Here is a 16,380-nt window from a genome sequence, read left to right on the forward strand (position 1 = left end):
TTGTGGGAATCGGAGACTCGAATCTCTCCGCATGGATCGCTTACTACATTATGAGGGAAAAAGGCTTCTCAGCGGAACTCGTTGCAGAAGTTGGATTTTACGGCTATTCACCAAGACCCGCAAATCCCTTTGTCTTCAATACTGCAAACATTCCCACATGCAAACGACGTTGCTTCTACTGCAGAAGAAGTTGTGGTCGTTTTGAGACATTCTCCTCTTCCTGATGCTGGAGAAGGTGCCATATATAATCGCTAACGGCAAAAAGGTGACGACGGTGGTAACAACGAAGGGAGTTTTCGAGAAAATCAATAACGAGCTTGTTTTAACCGGATACATACCCCGGAAGGGAAAAAGCGGAGAGCAGATAATCGATGAAATTAAATCGACGACAGGCTGGGAAATTAAGGTAGCAGATGAAGTTATAGAAGAAGAAATTCCACCGGATAGGCTAATGATTCTTAGATCTTTCGATCCAGACCGCTGTTTTCTTGATTAATTTAGGGTTTATAAAGAGAACAAAAAATTAACATGTCCTAAAACACCTAATATGGGGCTCGTGGGGTAGTGGATATCCTGAGGGCCTCCGGAGCCCTCGACCCGGGTTCAATTCCCGGCGAGCCCGTTTATTTGTATGGCAATAATTATTTATATCTTTAGCCAACCTTAATGCACCAAATTTGAAGGTGATGATAATGGACGAACTCATAGCAAAAATCCTGAGCAAGGGTGCGGATATAAGCACGAGAAATGCGATGAAGATTGTTCTTGATCTGCTCAGGATCGATCATAACCTTGTTGATCAGCTTTACGTTGGCACAATCGATACCGCATGCAGAAAAAATTGGGAGAGAACTCCAGTTGAGAACAGGGCAATTTTTCTGCCACAATGCATAAGAAACTCGAAATCCTGTCAGGCTGAGCTGACCGAAAAGGGTTATGTATGTAAGAACTGTGGAAAATGTCCCGTTCCCGAGATAACCGATTACGCAAAAGAACTCGGCTATAAGCATATCTATGTTGTCCCGGGAGGGAGTATGGTTTACAGGATTCTTAAGGAAAATAGGGAAATAAAAGCTACGCTTGGAGTAGCATGTCTTTCTGAGCTATGCGAGGCATTAGAAAAGCTTTATCCATTAGGATTTACGGTTCAGGCGGTTCAACTACTAAAAGCGGGTTGTGTTGATACAATTGCGGACGTTAGCAAGGTAAAGGAGAAAATAAAGCTTGGAATTCAATAATTTAATTTGCTTTTTTACCATTGGTTCTCCCGTTCTTTATACCATTTTTACCGTTTGCAATTTTATCATTCTTCTTAATTCCGCTGTTCCGACTGTTAACTCCATTTGCACCACTTATTCCATTCTTGTTGTTCAAACCATTGCTGTTGATCCTGAAGCCATTGATTCCATTGCCATTTCTGTTATTGTTATTTCTCAGCATGTAGTATAGCCCGAAAACAATACCAAGGATCAGTGCTCCAAGTGCAACGAGTTCGGGATGTTCCTCAAGAATGCTGGTAACCGCTTTTATGCCAAGAGCTGGACCAACTGCAAGTAATGAGAAAGCAATAAGGAATGGAGCTGTAATAAGAACGCTCAGCAAAGTTAGCGAACCAGTTAAAAGTGATCCGAGAAACATGATAACTCCAAATAATGCAAGTAGAGGCAGTCCCGCAAGGGATAGGAGCACTTCTATCATTGAACCCATTTTGTCTTTAACATTATATAAGGATTTCTACAATAACTTTGCTATTTAGTAGAAAGTTCTATTGATAGCATTGCCAAGTTCCACAAGAACTCGAATGCTCATATTGGTCACATTCACGAGATTCCATGTTAAATTCCATAGATCAGACTGACTGGTTCGCAGTCGATGGGTTGTGTTGTTCAGTATGTATGAGAGTCCGCTTCTTCCAGTAAGGTCGCCGATTATTGATGTCACGTTGCTACCGAGATAGTTAACCGCATTGCCAATATTAGCTAATGCGGTCTGATTCGTGGTAGCTATTGTAAAGCTTGTATTTAAAACTCCTATGCCATAGGAAGATGTAATTAGAACACCATAAAGAATTCCCCAAACGTTAGAGAAATTCAGATTTTGACCCTGACTGACAAGAGTTGCATTTGTCGAAGCTTCTAAGGTGAGATTGAGTAAGTTTGTCACAAATTCAAGATTCATGTTGATGATCGCAAGTGTTAGATTAACGAGTTCTGGAAGTGGGGGCATTCGAAAAGATGATGAACTTTATCGTTTATAAACTTTTTTACAGCTCAAATTATGACTGATTTCAAAGAAACGAAGAGCAAAAAAATGATTGAAATTATGCTGAAGGGAACAAGAATGAGATTTGGAGTTACTCTTAGGGCAACACCATCCCATCTTCGATTCACGATCACAACGAAGGCTATTGTGTATGGTATTACAACCGCGGAGAGTGTTTTGAGTTCGAAACTTCCGGCTTCGAGCAACACCAAAAACCAGAGAATAGCTGTGATCGTGCCGAGAGGATAAAGAGACCTCAGAACTCTCTCTGGACCAAAGAAAATCGGAGTATTCTTAAGCCCCGCCTTTTTGTCAAACTCGTAGTCCGAGACCGCTGTAGGTATGTAGAAAGTTGAAGCAAGGAGAAATGCGGAAACGTATACAATTAATGGCTGTTCTCCATTGCATGCCGAAACGCCTGCGTAAAAAACAAGGACTCCAGCAAGGGCGTTGCATATAACATCGGTAAGCGGATAAGCTTTGAACCTCGGCCATGCGGAATAAAAATAGCCTATTGCATTTGCAACGAGCATTGCATAAAAGAATTGCATGTTTATGAGAAATGCAAAGATCTGAGAAGCTATAAGCGAGGCTGTTGCGATTACCCATGCGGTTCTAACGCTTATCTCACCAGTAACGAGTGGTTGCTTTGAAAGGTCGAGATCCTTCGTTCTGCCGTCATGGAATTTGTCAACATCTCTATCGTAGATGGCATTGACAACAAAGCTAAAGCTCATCCAGAATGAGAATGAGAGGATTGCGAAGATCAGATTTTCTATTTCGATCCTTCCACCTACCCACACCCCCGCACTGAATGGCAGAAGGAAGCAAGCCCATGCGTAAGGGCGTATAAGCCTGATGATTGCAGGTGTCATGTGAAATAATGTGCAGGATTTATTTTAAATAATTTTTGCTCTTTAGCTTTGCATTGTCGAAAGACTTTTATTTAGAATGATAGATTGCTTTTGTGGTAAATGCAACAGACTTTGCAGTGCTACACATTGAAATGCTTCGAAGTCTTTTTGATCTTATTGCAAATACTTCTTTGCTCATGAGCAATGCATCGATAAATGCGATCGATATCTGGAATGCGACCTATTCTGCGATCAGCTTTCAGTATTGGGTTGCCAAGTCCTTTATTGGTGCTGGTGGTGCTTTTGATATTGCAAGACAGAATTTGACCGCAATGCGAGACTTCTCGGAGATTATAAATTTCCTTGGTCAAAATGCTACAAATATCTTCGGAAATCCAGCGGGAACAAAGGGCATGTCTGCTGTCTTCAAGAATATGACAACCTATGTTGATCAGAACTTCACAGTCAGCTTGGCAAGAGCAATCAATGAGAGTGTAAGGTTCATAGGGAAGCTTTTGATGAACGTGAACACTTCATTTGTCTGATTTTTAAAAAATTAAAGATGGATTACTCCGGGTGTATCCAGTTGTAGTTCCATCTCGGATAAGCCCATGGTGCGGAAGTGTTGTTCAGCTCAGGCAAAGCCTTGAATAGTTCTATCAGAAGGTCTATGAGCGTGCTGAAAAGCTCCACAAGTCTGTATGCAAAGAGCTCTCGCTCGCTGTAGCTCAGAAGTCTGCTTCCAGACCATATAAAGTTGAGCCCGTAGCAACGATAGGAGTTGGGATCATTCCAGGTGGGGTCGACAGGGCAATTGGGCGGTGGGGGTCCAAGGATGTTGCCAAGATTTCTCATCAAAGCTTCTGAAGCTTCAACCGCCTTGTTAAAGACCGTTTGATTTGTGTAGCTGACCTTCATCAAATACCCTATGTCTCCAAGGTTCAGGAATGTGCTCACAACAAACGGGTAAACCAGAGTTCTTGGGGCAGAAACCATCAGGTTGAGCGTGGTTCTCAGGAATGGCGTAAATTCGACTATTAGGTCTTCAAATGCTCTAACGAGGTTTGCCTGATTCGTTGCATTGTTGTATCTGAAGTTCCAAATCGACATCTCCTTGCCCTGAGCTTCTGCAATGAACCTAAGGTTCTCATAGAGATAGTAAAGCCATAAGTGCTCGTAGCCCGTCCAGCCAGCTTGCGTTGTCGGATAATACGGAACGGTTTGAACAATTGCAACAAAGGGATGAATGCCGAAGCGATGCCCAAGGATTACTCCGACTACGTGATTCTGGTCGCCATAGAGTCCAAGGAAGCCTATCAATCCGAGACCTCCGGGTCTGTCAGGGGGTATTGTGGCTGATCCCGTTGCGTCTATCCCTAAAAAGACATCTGGGATTCTAACGGGTGCACTAACAGTATAGGAAAAAACGTATTCAGTATGCGGTGCGCTAAAAGCCTCTTGGTAAGAGCTCATTCCACATATCGTAAGAGATTGCTGGGTCATGGAAAGATTTCCGGGACCTTCATGCTGACTGTAGTTAGTCCCATTCATAAGCGATGCTAAGGTTCCACCGTAGGAAGCTATGGCAAGTTGGGCTGTGAAGCCAAGGGCGTTGTCTGGGATGTTCATCTGGATCAATGGTCCAACTCTATAGCCTGAGAAAAGTCCACACCTATGTGCCCCTATGGGATTGCCATAGGGATCTGTGTCGATATAGCAATTGGGAGCGGTAATGACTCCGCCAACGTTAGCCCCGATGCGTAAGGTAATAAGATGTATACTCACAGAAGCTCTAAGCGGGGTATATCCAGTGGGAGTTCTGTTACAGTAGGGTGTAATCAAATCATCTCTTGTGCCAATCGTGATGCAAGCGGGAGTCCAGTAGGGTCTGATTGCATTGCCATATATTCCCTCTCTATCACATCCAGCGGTGTTATTGTCTGTGCAGTTGTAATCTAAGCCGAACTTCCATACACTGAAGCTTGCGCTGTTGTTGATGAACTTCTGGGATATCGGTATGTTTCGGTATTTTTGAACAGATGTGTCATGGATGAACCATGCAAATCTTGCCCAGTCCACACCTCCAGGGTAATACATTCTCCCTATAAGGTCTAAAATGTATGTCGCTGGCACGATTGCAATATTTCTTCCACTATCAGCGGGCGGTGTTATCGTCTGACTACCGCATGATGGATCTTTAACGTATGCGGTGTTGTTGATCATGTATCCGTCATAAGCCTCTATTCGTGAGAAGTTCATTCTGTAACCCTCACCGCTGACAATTCTAATAAAAGGTGTTGTGTTGTTGGTAGGATGAGTGACCCCCATGCCTACGAACTGCTCATTTCCATATTCGTCGATAGCAAATAGTTTAATCGGGAAATTTCCTATTCCCGCGCCCCCAGTTGTTGTTGCCCGAGCCTGAAGGCTGACGGTTTGATTATAAATAATATCGCTCCAGATTGGCGGAAAACTGCTTGAAACATAATTTACGCAAACTGAAGTGAGGCTTGCATCCGGAACATCTTGTATGAGCTCAACATAGTCCACCCAAATATAAGCACGTGCCATCGATCCGCACATGGTTTGTTGCATATTTCGATTAGCATCGCAGTCATAAGCTCTTGCGGTAATGTTGTATCTAACCTCCCCAGTGATTGCGTTAACGAAATCCTGAGTAGGGATCGTGATATTATACCATCCCTCACCAGTGCGAATACCCGTTCCAGCACCTATTGTGTAGTTTAGATACCACGAATTTGCAGTCCAGTTCCAGACATAGATTTCGAAAAGAGCATATTCGGTTCCACCACAGCCAGTATTTCCAGTTTGATCTCCTTCGACTTCCCACCTTACATAGGCGTTTATTTGTATCGGACTCGCAGAACTTACAGATGGTCTGTATGCACTGAAGGACAGATTCAGGCTTGCCATTGCATATGAGTCACATTGTCTTGTAACATAAAGAAGACCTACAGAGCCAGTTAGACAGTCCGAATCGAGATCTCCCACTGCCAAGCTGGCATCATCTCTGTAAGCCAGAATGTAGTAATCAACTGCGGTTAAAGGTTCACGTATTGGTGTCGTATTTTGTGGATGACCATACTCTTTAAATCCCCTCGGATATGGCATGTCTACTGTAATGTTAGCAAAAGTAACAACAAATTGTCTTGACTCCGCTATACTCAGACTAAAGATGAGAACGAGCGATATCAGGACAAATTTAAAAGCTTTTTTTGGTTTTCCTGAATAAGTTTTCATCAAGCCCCATTTTATTATTATTGAATAAAAGGTTTTCTGTTACTTTATGGCTGGAGTTTTGAAACTCCAAAAGCCAATATCAAAGCCAAAAAGATCAATAAGATTGCATATAAAAGCTCCTTGGAGATTCCTAAGTCCCTTATTTGCTGGATATTTTCATTTGAATATGTTTTTTCCTGATTATCTTCAGGAGTTGAACTTACTTCTGGAGTCTTTGACTCATTTCTTCCAGCCTGAGTTTCCAACGCAGAAGAAATATCGAATATTGCATTTGGCTTATAGCTTTTCTCCCAGATAAGTTCACCATTTTTACTCATCTTGCCAAGCCAGATGCATTCGCCTTTACAGCCACTCGAAGTCAGCAGATAGCCATCATCTTCTTTAAGCATTCTGACAACTCCATATATTGATTCTTCAAATTTAAAGTTTTTTCTTAGAATAATTGGGTCTGAGTTGATCTTTGAAACCCAGAGAAATTCTCCTTCAGCATCTTTTCCACCACCCGCAATAATTTCTTCGTCATCTGCTATAACAGACCATGCAGACATCTTACCAGCATCAAAGAACCTTTTTAGTTTAATTTCTCCATTGCGATCGAGCTTTATTGCAAAGGCAACTGTTGATCCATCGCAACCCCCGCATCCGCAACCTCTCATCTCTTCTGTTATTTCCCCTACTACCATATAACCATCTTTAACTTCTACAACATCCCAAGCCATCTCATCTTTTCCCAAATCGTAAAATTTGCTCCACTCGATCTCTCCATTCTCTTTTAGCTTCAGAACCCAGATAATGTAATTTATATCACCGAAATAGTTATCTTCTTCATCGGGGTAATCTACTACATATCCAGCACCAATGTAGCCATTTGAGGCTCTCCTTAGCATTTTGATGCTATCGTATTCCTCATAGTCTATTTTTTCTCTCCAAATTTCTTTACCATCTTTATGTAGCTTTATAAGAAAAGTGTCAGTATTGCCTGATTCGTTGGCGTTGTATATTGTCAATACTGCTAAAATATCCATTCCATCGGAAGAAATGCCGGTTACACCGCCTATAAATTCTATGAACTTTTTCTCCCAAACAACTTCACCGAATTTATCAATCATAACCAGCCATGGATGCACATCATTAAAACCCGTATAACCGCCAATTAGATATCCTTCGTTAATCTCTATAATATGGCGGGCATGAGAAAAGTTGTCTCCTACATAGGTTTTATTCCAAATTTCATTTCCGTTCTTGTCAACTTTTATAACACATGCATTGCTTAAACCATAACTCAGCCCCGAAAGTCCAGCGATTACGTAGCCATCATCTGTTTTAATGAGAGAAGTGGGCATACTCCATGAACTAACTGGTGCTATAATTAGCATCAGCAACAGCAAATATATGATTTTCACGTTTGTATTTTGTTCAAACATTTAAAGCTTTTCTCTACCAGATCCAAACCTTGAAACTCCAAAAGCCAATATCAAAGCCAAAAAGATCAATAAGACTGCATATAAAAGCTCCTTGGAGATCGTAAAGCTTTTCTTATGCTCTCGATCATCTTGGAGCGGAGAAATTCCTTCATTGCTCTCTTGGAATTTATTTTCGCTAGCTTGTGTCTCGAATATCGAAGAAATATCGAATATTGCATTTGGCTTATAGCTTTTCTCCCAGATAAGTTCACCATTTTTACTCATCTTGCCAAGCCAGATGCATTCGCCTTTACAGCCACTCGAAGTCAGCAGATAGCCATCATCTTCAAGAACTCTAACCAATCCGTAAATCGCCGGAAGAAATCTGAAATCCCCTTCTATAATCTTTGGAGATCCATTAATTTCAGAGAACCACAGATAATATCCTTCTTCATCAATTGCGGTTCCAAAAATCTTTGGTTCTGGATTGCATAGCACTGACCAAGCTGATGTGATTTTACCGACTTCAAAGAACTTTTTCCATTCGATATTACCTTTTAAATCTAACTTAATGGCAAAAGCCTTCGCTGTGTAATTTGAAACTGATGAACATCTGCAAGATAACTCTGGAAACGTCCCTCCAACAATTATATATCCATCTTTTACTTCCGCCACATCCCAAGCTACTTCATCAAATCCCAAATCCAAGATTTTACTCCACTCTTCATTTCCATCATTATCAAGCTTTAGGATCAGCAAATCATAATTTCTATAAAGACCATTCACATAATCTCCAATACAACCAGCGCCAATAAATCCCCCATCGCCACTCTTTTTGATCATCTTTACGCTGTTGTAGTCTCTATAATCGAATATTCTTTTCCAGACTTCATTTCCATCTTTATCGAGTTTGACGATCAAAAGACTTTGATGTGAGCAATTATCTATGCTTAAGGGCATCGATATTGAAGCAACAATGCTGTCATTTTCAGAAACTAAAGCTGGAACACCGCTGATGCATCCATCATAGCCATAAATTTTTTGCCATAAAGGGCGCCCATTATAATTAACTTTTATAATTAATCCTTTATCTCCTACTACTGAATTTCCAATCACTCCTCCGATCGCATATCCACTGGCTGTTCTCACAACGCTCCAAGCTTGTAAGTCGTAGTTTGTGGAATATACTTTATCCCAGAGAAGCTCCCCATCTCGATCTATTTTCATAATAAAAGGACGTTTATAACCTGAGTAAATTGTTCCAGCAATGATATATCCACCATCTGTCTTGTCTATTGAAAAAGGTATAGACCATGCGCTAATTGGTAGGAGGATACTGGAAATCAAAAGCAAGAAGAACCAAATTTTCACGTTAATACTCTTTCAGTATAATATTTAAAATTTTTTACACCTAACTGTTGGAGAAAAATCTATCAAGTGTAGAAGAGTATCAACCTCTCTCCAACCTTCCCAAGGGCTGAGAATAGCCATTTAAAGAACTGTAAAACCCAATAGACGGTCTCAGGTCCTTTATTTTGGCAGTAGAATCCGGGCTGAATACACTGGTAGCCAACGTTCCAGAGATAAGCCATTCCTTTCGTTCCGTTCCAGTCACCAAAAACAATTGTGGAATTGTTCGCCATTTTCTGCCATACACGAACGCTGTAGTCCATCGTTGTGGAATTGTTGTAAACATAGTATATGTGATCCGCTATGAAGTCGGAGAAGTATTTAAGATGACCAAATATGTAAATGATAGCATCTGCGGTTTCGTTTGCAATTAGCTCGCTAACAGCAATTGTTCTGAGAATTGTCCCAAAGAATATGGCAACTCCAGAAACGAAATCCATCACATAGGTTGCCGCAATCCAGACATCTATTGGCATAGGCACTCACGGAGGGAAATAAACTGTCGGCACGAGTCTCAAAGCATCTGAAACAAGAATTATTAGGTTCTTTAATGCTCCCCAGAAATTCAGTGCGAACTCAGGAGCGATGGTCTGGTTGTTGGAGACATTTGAAAGCTGTGTTGTTGCAGCTCTCAGCAGGAATGTTATTCCGTTCTGTCCCATTGCATCTCCGAACATCTTTGTTCCATTTCCCGCAGCTATTGCTACAACGTTCGAAAATTCGTCTCTAAGACCCACAGGAAGCCCAGTTATTGGATCAGTAACGGTTGTATTGTTTCTTATATGCCATATAAAGCCCCTTTCCTCAAAGAGCATCTTTCTGAGCCATGTCATCATTGCTGTGCCGTTATACCATATTTCCCAGAAGCTCTGATAGTCGGTTCTCGTGCCAACAAGTCTTGTCTCATTGCGCCCCGTGTAGACTAAGTATATGAAAAACTCTTTCAGCAATCCAAATAATGATGAAAGCCCCTGAAGGATCACATCGCCAAGATACCAGAAAGACGAGGGCATAGCTCAGAGAAACTCGTAGGCTTTTGCTATATACATCACGAGACTCTTTAAAGCGCGGAAAAAGTCCACCGTTATATTGTAGGCAAGCGGTTTGTTTGTTGTGAAGTTTAGGTTTGACTGATTTGCTATATAAGCCATACCCGTGTTACCCGTAAAATTTCCGAAGAAGTTGGTATAGTTTACAGAGAGTTCTCTAAGCGTGTCGTTAAACGCAGCTACGAGTGTCTGATTCTGGGCTGTAACCCCCATGATTGCAGCGAGGAACTTCACAAGCCAGACTTGTATTGCCATGAGACCGTAGATGAAGTCGGGATGTGTTGGCGGTAAAGTTGACATTATGGGCTCAAGCATTCCATGGATTAAGATGAATGAATCCTGAATCGGTTGCAGAATTCCTCTTGCAACGAATTCACTTGCTCTGGCTATCGGCATGTGTTCACCCGAATTCGTTCTGTTATTAGGTTCGGTTTTATCTCATCTCTAAGTAGCAGACTTGAAAGATCGTTAAGGTTATTCTCTGGCATCTCTAAACCCATAAAAACACAAACACCCAAACTACCCACTACCACCTCCAAATTACTATATAAGCGATTAATATAATTCACCATCTCTTTATTATGGGTGCGAAATGTGATCATTCCATTCCAGATTTATCTTCCTTAATAAAAACTTTTTCCATTATGGGGGTATTGAAAATCATGATACATCTGTGCATCCATTCCAGTTTTTGTTTGATGGCTTTCGCAAAAGTAAAGGGCAGACTTTTGAGTGGCTTATGGTAGCCTAAATGCCTTGGATCTTTAGCTGTGCTTTGGCAGAGTTATGGAAAATCTTATTATATGGTTATTTTTAACCATGATCTATGAAGTCGATGCCAAAAAAAGGTTTGAGCAAAGAAGAAATTTTAAATAAATTGAAAGAATACTGCGCTGACGACGTCGATCCCTATAGCGGGAGACTTTTTACAATAGCCTTTGAGCCGGGGGTTGAGGAGCTAAGAGATGTTGCCTTTGAAGCGATAAAGATGTTTGCATTCAAGAACATGCTCGACTTTACGGAATTTCCGAGCATGATCAGGATGGAAAAAGACATCGTGGATTATGCAATCTCGCTGATGCACGGTGATGAAAACGTTGTCGGAACCTTCACTTTCGGTGGAACTGAAAGCGTTTTTCTGGCGGTAAAATCCGCAAGGGAACGGTTTATTTTGAGCAAGGGGGCAATAACCACTCCAGAGATTGTGATGCCTATCACTGGGCATCCATGCTACGATAAAGCAGCTGAATACATGGGACTTAAGGTTAAGCGTGTCAGAGTTGACGAAGAAAGCTTCACTGCTGACGTTGATGCCATCAATGAGGCGATAACCGAGAATACCGCCATGATCGTGGGCTCAACTCCAAACTGGCCTCTCGGCACGATAGATCCGATAAAAGAACTTGCGGAAATTGCCGTTGACAAGAACATCTGGCTTCATGTCGATGCGTGTGTTGGTGGTTTTGTTCTGCCATTCATGCGAAAAGCTGGTGAGAAGATTCCAGAGTTCGATTTCAGAATTGATGGAGTATGCTCAATTTCGATGGATCCGCACAAATACGCTTATACGCCAATTGGTGCATCTATTGTCTTATTCAGGAAGAAGTTCCACAAGATGTATTCACAGTTCTCAAATCTGAAGTGGCCTGGATATCCGATTGTAAATCCTGCTGTGCTTTCTTCACGCTCTGAAGCTTTGCTTGCCGCAGCATGGGCGGTAATTCACTTCCTTGGCGAAGAGGGCTATACTGAGCTTGCCAAAAAGATCATATCTGCAAAGAACAGAATAGTTAAGGGATTTAAGGAAGCGGGTTATAGAGTTATGGGTGAACCTTCTGTAATTGCAGCGTTTACCTCTGACTTAAATCTCTTCAGACTGAGCGACGAAATGGCGAAGAAGGGCTGGCTAATACAGCCACAGAAGGGAATTCCAGCGATGAACATCCCACCAAGTCTGCATGTCACCATAACTCCGATCCACGACAGAACAATAGATGCAATGCTTTCAGATCTCAAAGAATGCACCGAAGTCGTGAAGAGGCTCCCGCCAAGCGAAGCGGATAGCTTGCTTGATATATTCAGTGTTGCCCTTGGAATGCTCGCTCCTGGAGAAATGGATGTTGTAACACTTGCAAAACTGATGACAGAAGCGGAAAAGATGTTAACAGCCTACGGGCCGAAACTTCTTCAGGCTTTGGGACTTGAAAAAGGATTCCCGAAGGAGATGGGTCCGATATTCCAGCTTCTCGCTTCTGTGCCACCAGAAATGGCTGAACTGCTCGCCAGCTATGTCGTTATAGAGATGTTCAGCAGAGGAGTTTAAAAATTAAAATTTTTTACTTTAAAATCGGTCCCACATCAGGATAGCCCTGTCTCTGTCCAGTGCCCGCAAGCTTCTGCAATTTCTTGGGATTCAAAAGCAGATCTACCGCATTTCTAACATGCTCTCTGATGCGGTTCTCTGCTACTGCCAAAAGCTCCTTCTCAGTCTCTGCCTCATCCTCATGCACGGTTACATCGATCACATGTTTTCCCGTGAGGATTTGCACGGTGATTAGCCCGACGCTCATTGCCAAATAGCTCACAAGATCCTTTTGAGTTTTTCCAACCCATCCAAGCGAGACAACGATATCGCAACCTTCGTCAAGGAGCTTCTTAACAGCTACGGGCAAATCCTTGATTCCCGGCACAGTATAGCGCTCATATTTAAGCCCTGAGATTTTTCTCAGCTCATCTATTGCAATTTTACCCATGTCTATTCTCGAGAACGTGGTGTCAGCAATTCCGACCTTCATGGTTGCAGTTCCTTTCTTGCAAACTCCAAAGCAGGCTTAATCAGATTCTTGCGTAGCAGAATGTCCTCAATTGCTGTTAGCACCGCCATTACTTCGAATTTTCCGATGCTTCCCATTGTTGCAATCCTGAAGATCTTTCCCTTTACCTTATCCTGTCCACCGCTGATAACGATTCCGTATTCCTTCCTGAGGGTATCTCTGAGCTCTTTTTCCGTGGTTCCAGCTGGAATATTGATCGCTGTGACCGTATTGGAGTAGTCCGAGAACTTATCGGGCTGTGGGAAGAGCTTGAGTCCAGCGTTCACCGCCCATTCTCGCACAGCCTTGGCGAGCTTTCTGTGTCTCTTTACTCTGTTTTCCATTCCCTCCTCTTTGATCATCTTCAGCGCCTCTTCGAGAGCAAAGAACAATGGCACCGCTGGTGTGTAAGGCGTCTGAAGTTCTGGAAGCTTCTTCTTGTAAGCCTTTAAGTCGAGATAGAGCGGGCACTTCGGATTGTAGAACTGCCAAGCCCTTTCGCTAACCGCAACTGCAGCAAGCCCCGGAGGTGCTCCAAGGCACTTCTGTGTTCCAACTACTGCGACATCGATTCCCCATTCATCCATCTTAACGTAATCTCCACCAGCAGACGTTATCGCATCCATTATCGTGAGAGCATCGAACTTCCTCGCAATCTTTGCAATCTCCTCTGCTGGATTGAGCATTCCTGTCGAAGTTTCATTGTGCACGAAAGCGACGGCTTTTGCTCCCTTTTCAAGGGCTTCCTTCAGCTTCTCAAGATCGATTGGCTGTCCCCATTCGAATTGGAGTCTTTCAACCTCCGTGTAGCGTTCCGCGATCTCTCCCATTCTTTCTCCAAACTTTCCGTTCTCGAGAGTTACGAACTTTCCAACATTGCTGAAGGAAGCAATCCCCGCTTCAACTCCCGCGGTTCCTGAGCCCGAGATGAAATAAACCTCATTCTTTGTCCCAAAAACCTCTTTCATCATCTCTCCGCAGAACTTCAAAATCTCCGCAAAGTCAGCGGAGCGATGTCCTATCATCTGTCTGCACATAGCCCTTATTACTCTCTCATGCAGTTGAATCGGGCCAGGTAGCATTATCAACATATCATTCACCCCCATATTTTTCTAAAATTCTTTCAATTATTTTTCGGGAACTGCAAAGTCCGCAATTCTCCTCAACTTTTATTCTAACTACTTCACAATTCAAACCCCTCTTTTTTAGCTCTTCTCTCAACCATTCTTCGCTGAAATGCTGGTTGAATCCCAATGCAATCACATCGGGCTTAAGCTCAACGATAGGCTTGAAAATGTCGTTTTCGTCTCCAAGAATCGCTTTATCGACGAACTTTATAGCCTCAACGACTTTTCTCCTTTGCTCTTCAGGAATTACAGGCTTTGGCTTGTGCTTTACGTTCTTTTCTCTTGCTACAATTACCACCAACTCATCTCCGAGCTTCTTCGCTTCCTCAAGGAACTTGATATGCCCAGGATGTATCAGGTCGAAGGTTCCAGTTGCAACTACTCTTCGCATATCTCAAAAGATTTTCAGGCTATTGCATAAACATTTTTCGACTTCTCATTTGCGAGTTATTAACTCTCAAGCTTTGCGTCGTAACCCTCCTTTCTTATGATCTCGATAAACTTCTCAATCTTTTCTCCTTCAGGAATTTCCATTTCGAGTTCTTTGAGGCTTATTCCCCTTACAATAGCCCCCGCTTCTTCAAGCTTCTTTCTTACCTTTGCCACACAGCCTTTGCATTTCAGTCCGCTGAGGGAAAGCTTTACGATCATAGCTGGACATTTTCGATCGAATTTTTAATTCTTTTGAGCAACATGCGGAGGGGGGGATTCGAACCCCCGAACCCCTACGGGACTGGACCCTAAATCCAGCGCCTTTGACCACTCGGCAACCTCCGCAAATATAGTTTGAGTAGTGCTTTTTAAATATCTTGCCCTAACTTAGTAAAGCTTAATAAGTGAAGCGTCAAAAGTTTTTCGGGCTCGTAGCTCAGCGGTAGAGCGCCGCCTTCGCGAGGCGGAGGCCCCGGGTTCAAATCCCGGCGAGTCCATGTTTTTCTGGGATTAGAGACTTCATAAATACCATCGTTAAGTTCTCGATTTTTTGAATTGCTTGATTTTCGGTTTGGAGGTTGTGGAATTTTATTCTCTTTGGATATCTCATATGGGTTGGCAACTCGGTTGCCAACTATGTGTATGAAAAACCACTCTCTATCACGGTAAATCTCCGCTTCACAACCGATAAGTTCGGAAAATTCCACTGGCAACAGCAAGTAAGGGTATTCAAAGTCCTCTTTGGCTTTCTTTTTTCGAATAGCTACTTTTCTAACAAGTTCCATAAAGACATTGTTGACAACTTGAGAAAAGACTTCCAAATTTGCTTTTAGAAATCATTTGAGCTCATTATAGAGAATATAGAGAATTTTGAAGTTTTTATTTTTACTCTGAATCAGCAGTTAATTTTTTACAGCCATTGTATAGCATAAACTCATGTGGAAAAGATGGCTGTTAATTCTGGTGCTCTTATTGATAATTTTGGTCTCTGGATGCATTGAATTTAGAGATATAGGGGCTGGAAAATCACTGGAAGAATGCAACATCCTTAAAAAACAATACGAAGAGCTTGCAAATGACTATAACAGACTGTGGGACGAATATAACTCGCTTCTGAATAAGTACTCCGCTCTCAAAATGGATTTAGGATTTGCAAAGCTACCCCCATATGTCGTGATCGAAAATAGAACGGTAAATATAATTTTCAAAACGTCCAAAGGGGGCTTGCATGTTTGGTTTGTCCCGATAGAGACTCTGGAGTTGACCATAATTCGGGGATATTACGAAAGAAAAAACTTACAATACAAAATTCTAAAAAATGAGAAGATGGGGGAGTTCTATAGGGTTGTGGATGTCAGTCGATTTATTGACGATAGGAGCTTTTCAAAAGTAATGCCTGAGCTATATAAAGAGCTTAATAGTGACGAAGCTTTTATCCAGGAAGTTTGGTATATTGCTACCCAGCTGACTGTTTATCATCCAGAATTAGAAGAAATTCCCCGATTCCCGATCGAAACCCTTATTGGTGGTGGAGGAGATTGCGAAGACATTGCAATTTTGATCGCAAGTATGTTGAAAGCTGCGCAGGCAAATTACATAGTTAAGATCGTTTATATGGACTCTGAGAATCCAAGTGAACCAAAAAAAGTTAATCATGCCATTGTTTGGGTTGAAACTCCTAGTGGATACAAGACATTCGTCGATGGAACATGTAAGGAGTCAATTAGCCCATTTACAGAAGTTAGCGGATGGTATCTCGAAGTTTAAAA

Annotated in this window: 19 protein-coding genes and 3 tRNA genes; 8 read left to right on the forward strand and 14 right to left on the reverse strand. The window is 42.2% G+C overall.

Annotated elements, in window-relative coordinates:
- The first annotated feature begins 2 nt into the window (after positions 1-2).
- The 4 genes from QXI54_06375 (at position 3) to QXI54_06390 (ending at position 1,238) form a co-directional block, all read left to right on the forward strand.
- Positions 3-224: a hypothetical protein gene (locus QXI54_06375; GenBank protein ID MEM0302776.1), complete on the forward strand. Its 222-nt coding sequence runs from the start codon at positions 3-5 to the stop codon at positions 222-224.
- A 50-nt stretch (positions 225-274) separates the two neighbouring features.
- Positions 275-496, forward strand: a complete 222-nt coding sequence (locus QXI54_06380) for a hypothetical protein (protein MEM0302777.1) — start codon at positions 275-277, stop codon at positions 494-496.
- 54 nt (positions 497-550) lie between these two features.
- Positions 551-622 (forward strand) — tRNA-Arg (locus QXI54_06385).
- Between the two features lie 70 nt (positions 623-692).
- The gene (locus QXI54_06390) at positions 693-1,238 is read left to right on the forward strand and encodes a DUF116 domain-containing protein (GenBank protein ID MEM0302778.1); all 546 of its coding nucleotides are present in this window, start codon (positions 693-695) and stop codon (positions 1,236-1,238) included.
- 1 nt (position 1,239) lies between these two features.
- On the opposite strand, the gene QXI54_06395 is transcribed toward QXI54_06390, so the two are convergent.
- From QXI54_06395 to QXI54_06405, 3 genes are read right to left on the reverse strand one after another with little or no spacing between them, the layout of a single operon-like run.
- A complete protein-coding gene (locus QXI54_06395; protein MEM0302779.1) occupies positions 1,240-1,698 on the reverse strand; it encodes a hypothetical protein in 459 nt (152 codons plus the stop codon).
- 54 nt (positions 1,699-1,752) lie between these two features.
- Complete coding sequence (locus QXI54_06400; protein ID MEM0302780.1) at positions 1,753-2,226, reverse strand: hypothetical protein; 474 nt, start codon at positions 2,224-2,226, stop codon at positions 1,753-1,755.
- A gap of 44 nt (positions 2,227-2,270) precedes the next feature.
- Positions 2,271-3,137 carry a UbiA prenyltransferase family protein gene (locus QXI54_06405; GenBank protein ID MEM0302781.1) on the reverse strand — a complete coding sequence of 289 codons (867 nt, stop codon included), beginning with the start codon at positions 3,135-3,137 and terminating at the stop codon, positions 2,271-2,273.
- Between the two features lie 92 nt (positions 3,138-3,229).
- On the opposite strand from QXI54_06405, the gene QXI54_06410 reads away from it, so the two are divergent.
- Complete coding sequence (locus tag QXI54_06410) at positions 3,230-3,661, forward strand: hypothetical protein (protein MEM0302782.1); 432 nt, start codon at positions 3,230-3,232, stop codon at positions 3,659-3,661.
- Positions 3,662-3,683: 22 nt separating this feature from the next.
- Here QXI54_06410 and QXI54_06415 read toward each other — a convergent pair whose 3' ends face one another.
- From QXI54_06415 to QXI54_06440, 6 genes are all read right to left on the reverse strand, one after another.
- Positions 3,684-6,377 (reverse strand): hypothetical protein, encoded by a 2,694-nt coding sequence (locus tag QXI54_06415; GenBank protein ID MEM0302783.1) that lies wholly within the window; start codon positions 6,375-6,377, stop codon positions 3,684-3,686.
- A 44-nt stretch (positions 6,378-6,421) separates the two neighbouring features.
- Positions 6,422-7,780 (reverse strand): hypothetical protein, encoded by a 1,359-nt coding sequence (locus QXI54_06420; protein ID MEM0302784.1) that lies wholly within the window; start codon positions 7,778-7,780, stop codon positions 6,422-6,424.
- A gap of 21 nt (positions 7,781-7,801) precedes the next feature.
- Complete coding sequence (locus tag QXI54_06425; GenBank protein ID MEM0302785.1) at positions 7,802-9,151, reverse strand: hypothetical protein; 1,350 nt, start codon at positions 9,149-9,151, stop codon at positions 7,802-7,804.
- Between the two features lie 62 nt (positions 9,152-9,213).
- On the reverse strand, positions 9,214-9,666 hold the full coding sequence (locus QXI54_06430; protein MEM0302786.1) for a hypothetical protein: 453 nt from the start codon (positions 9,664-9,666) through the stop codon (positions 9,214-9,216).
- Between the two features lie 6 nt (positions 9,667-9,672).
- Positions 9,673-10,203: a hypothetical protein gene (locus QXI54_06435; protein MEM0302787.1), complete on the reverse strand. Its 531-nt coding sequence runs from the start codon at positions 10,201-10,203 to the stop codon at positions 9,673-9,675.
- 3 nt (positions 10,204-10,206) lie between these two features.
- On the reverse strand, positions 10,207-10,635 hold the full coding sequence (locus tag QXI54_06440; GenBank protein ID MEM0302788.1) for a hypothetical protein: 429 nt from the start codon (positions 10,633-10,635) through the stop codon (positions 10,207-10,209).
- A 430-nt stretch (positions 10,636-11,065) separates the two neighbouring features.
- Between QXI54_06440 and QXI54_06445 the strand changes: the two genes are divergently transcribed.
- A complete protein-coding gene (locus QXI54_06445) occupies positions 11,066-12,562 on the forward strand; it encodes an aspartate aminotransferase family protein (protein MEM0302789.1) in 1,497 nt (498 codons plus the stop codon).
- Positions 12,563-12,575: 13 nt separating this feature from the next.
- On the opposite strand, the gene ribC is transcribed toward QXI54_06445, so the two are convergent.
- From ribC to QXI54_06470, 5 genes are all read right to left on the reverse strand, one after another.
- Positions 12,576-13,034 carry a riboflavin synthase gene (gene ribC / locus QXI54_06450; GenBank protein MEM0302790.1) on the reverse strand — a complete coding sequence of 153 codons (459 nt, stop codon included), beginning with the start codon at positions 13,032-13,034 and terminating at the stop codon, positions 12,576-12,578.
- On the reverse strand, positions 13,031-14,143 hold the full coding sequence (locus tag QXI54_06455; GenBank protein ID MEM0302791.1) for an alanine--glyoxylate aminotransferase family protein: 1,113 nt from the start codon (positions 14,141-14,143) through the stop codon (positions 13,031-13,033). Before QXI54_06455 ends, ribC begins: the two co-directional genes overlap by 4 nt.
- A 1-nt stretch (position 14,144) precedes the next feature.
- Positions 14,145-14,570 (reverse strand): adenylyltransferase/cytidyltransferase family protein, encoded by a 426-nt coding sequence (locus QXI54_06460; GenBank protein ID MEM0302792.1) that lies wholly within the window; start codon positions 14,568-14,570, stop codon positions 14,145-14,147.
- Positions 14,571-14,629: 59 nt separating this feature from the next.
- The gene (locus QXI54_06465; GenBank protein ID MEM0302793.1) at positions 14,630-14,830 is read right to left on the reverse strand and encodes a heavy metal-associated domain-containing protein; all 201 of its coding nucleotides are present in this window, start codon (positions 14,828-14,830) and stop codon (positions 14,630-14,632) included.
- A gap of 43 nt (positions 14,831-14,873) precedes the next feature.
- Positions 14,874-14,956: transfer RNA gene (locus QXI54_06470), tRNA-Leu, on the reverse strand.
- An 80-nt stretch (positions 14,957-15,036) separates the two neighbouring features.
- Between QXI54_06470 and QXI54_06475 the strand changes: the two genes are divergently transcribed.
- Positions 15,037-15,108 (forward strand) — tRNA-Ala (locus QXI54_06475).
- 439 nt (positions 15,109-15,547) lie between these two features.
- Complete coding sequence (locus tag QXI54_06480) at positions 15,548-16,378, forward strand: hypothetical protein (protein ID MEM0302794.1); 831 nt, start codon at positions 15,548-15,550, stop codon at positions 16,376-16,378.
- Positions 16,379-16,380 lie beyond the last annotated feature (2 nt).

Source organism: Archaeoglobaceae archaeon (assembly GCA_038734275.1).
Lineage (GTDB): Archaea > Halobacteriota > Archaeoglobi > Archaeoglobales > Archaeoglobaceae > WYZ-LMO2.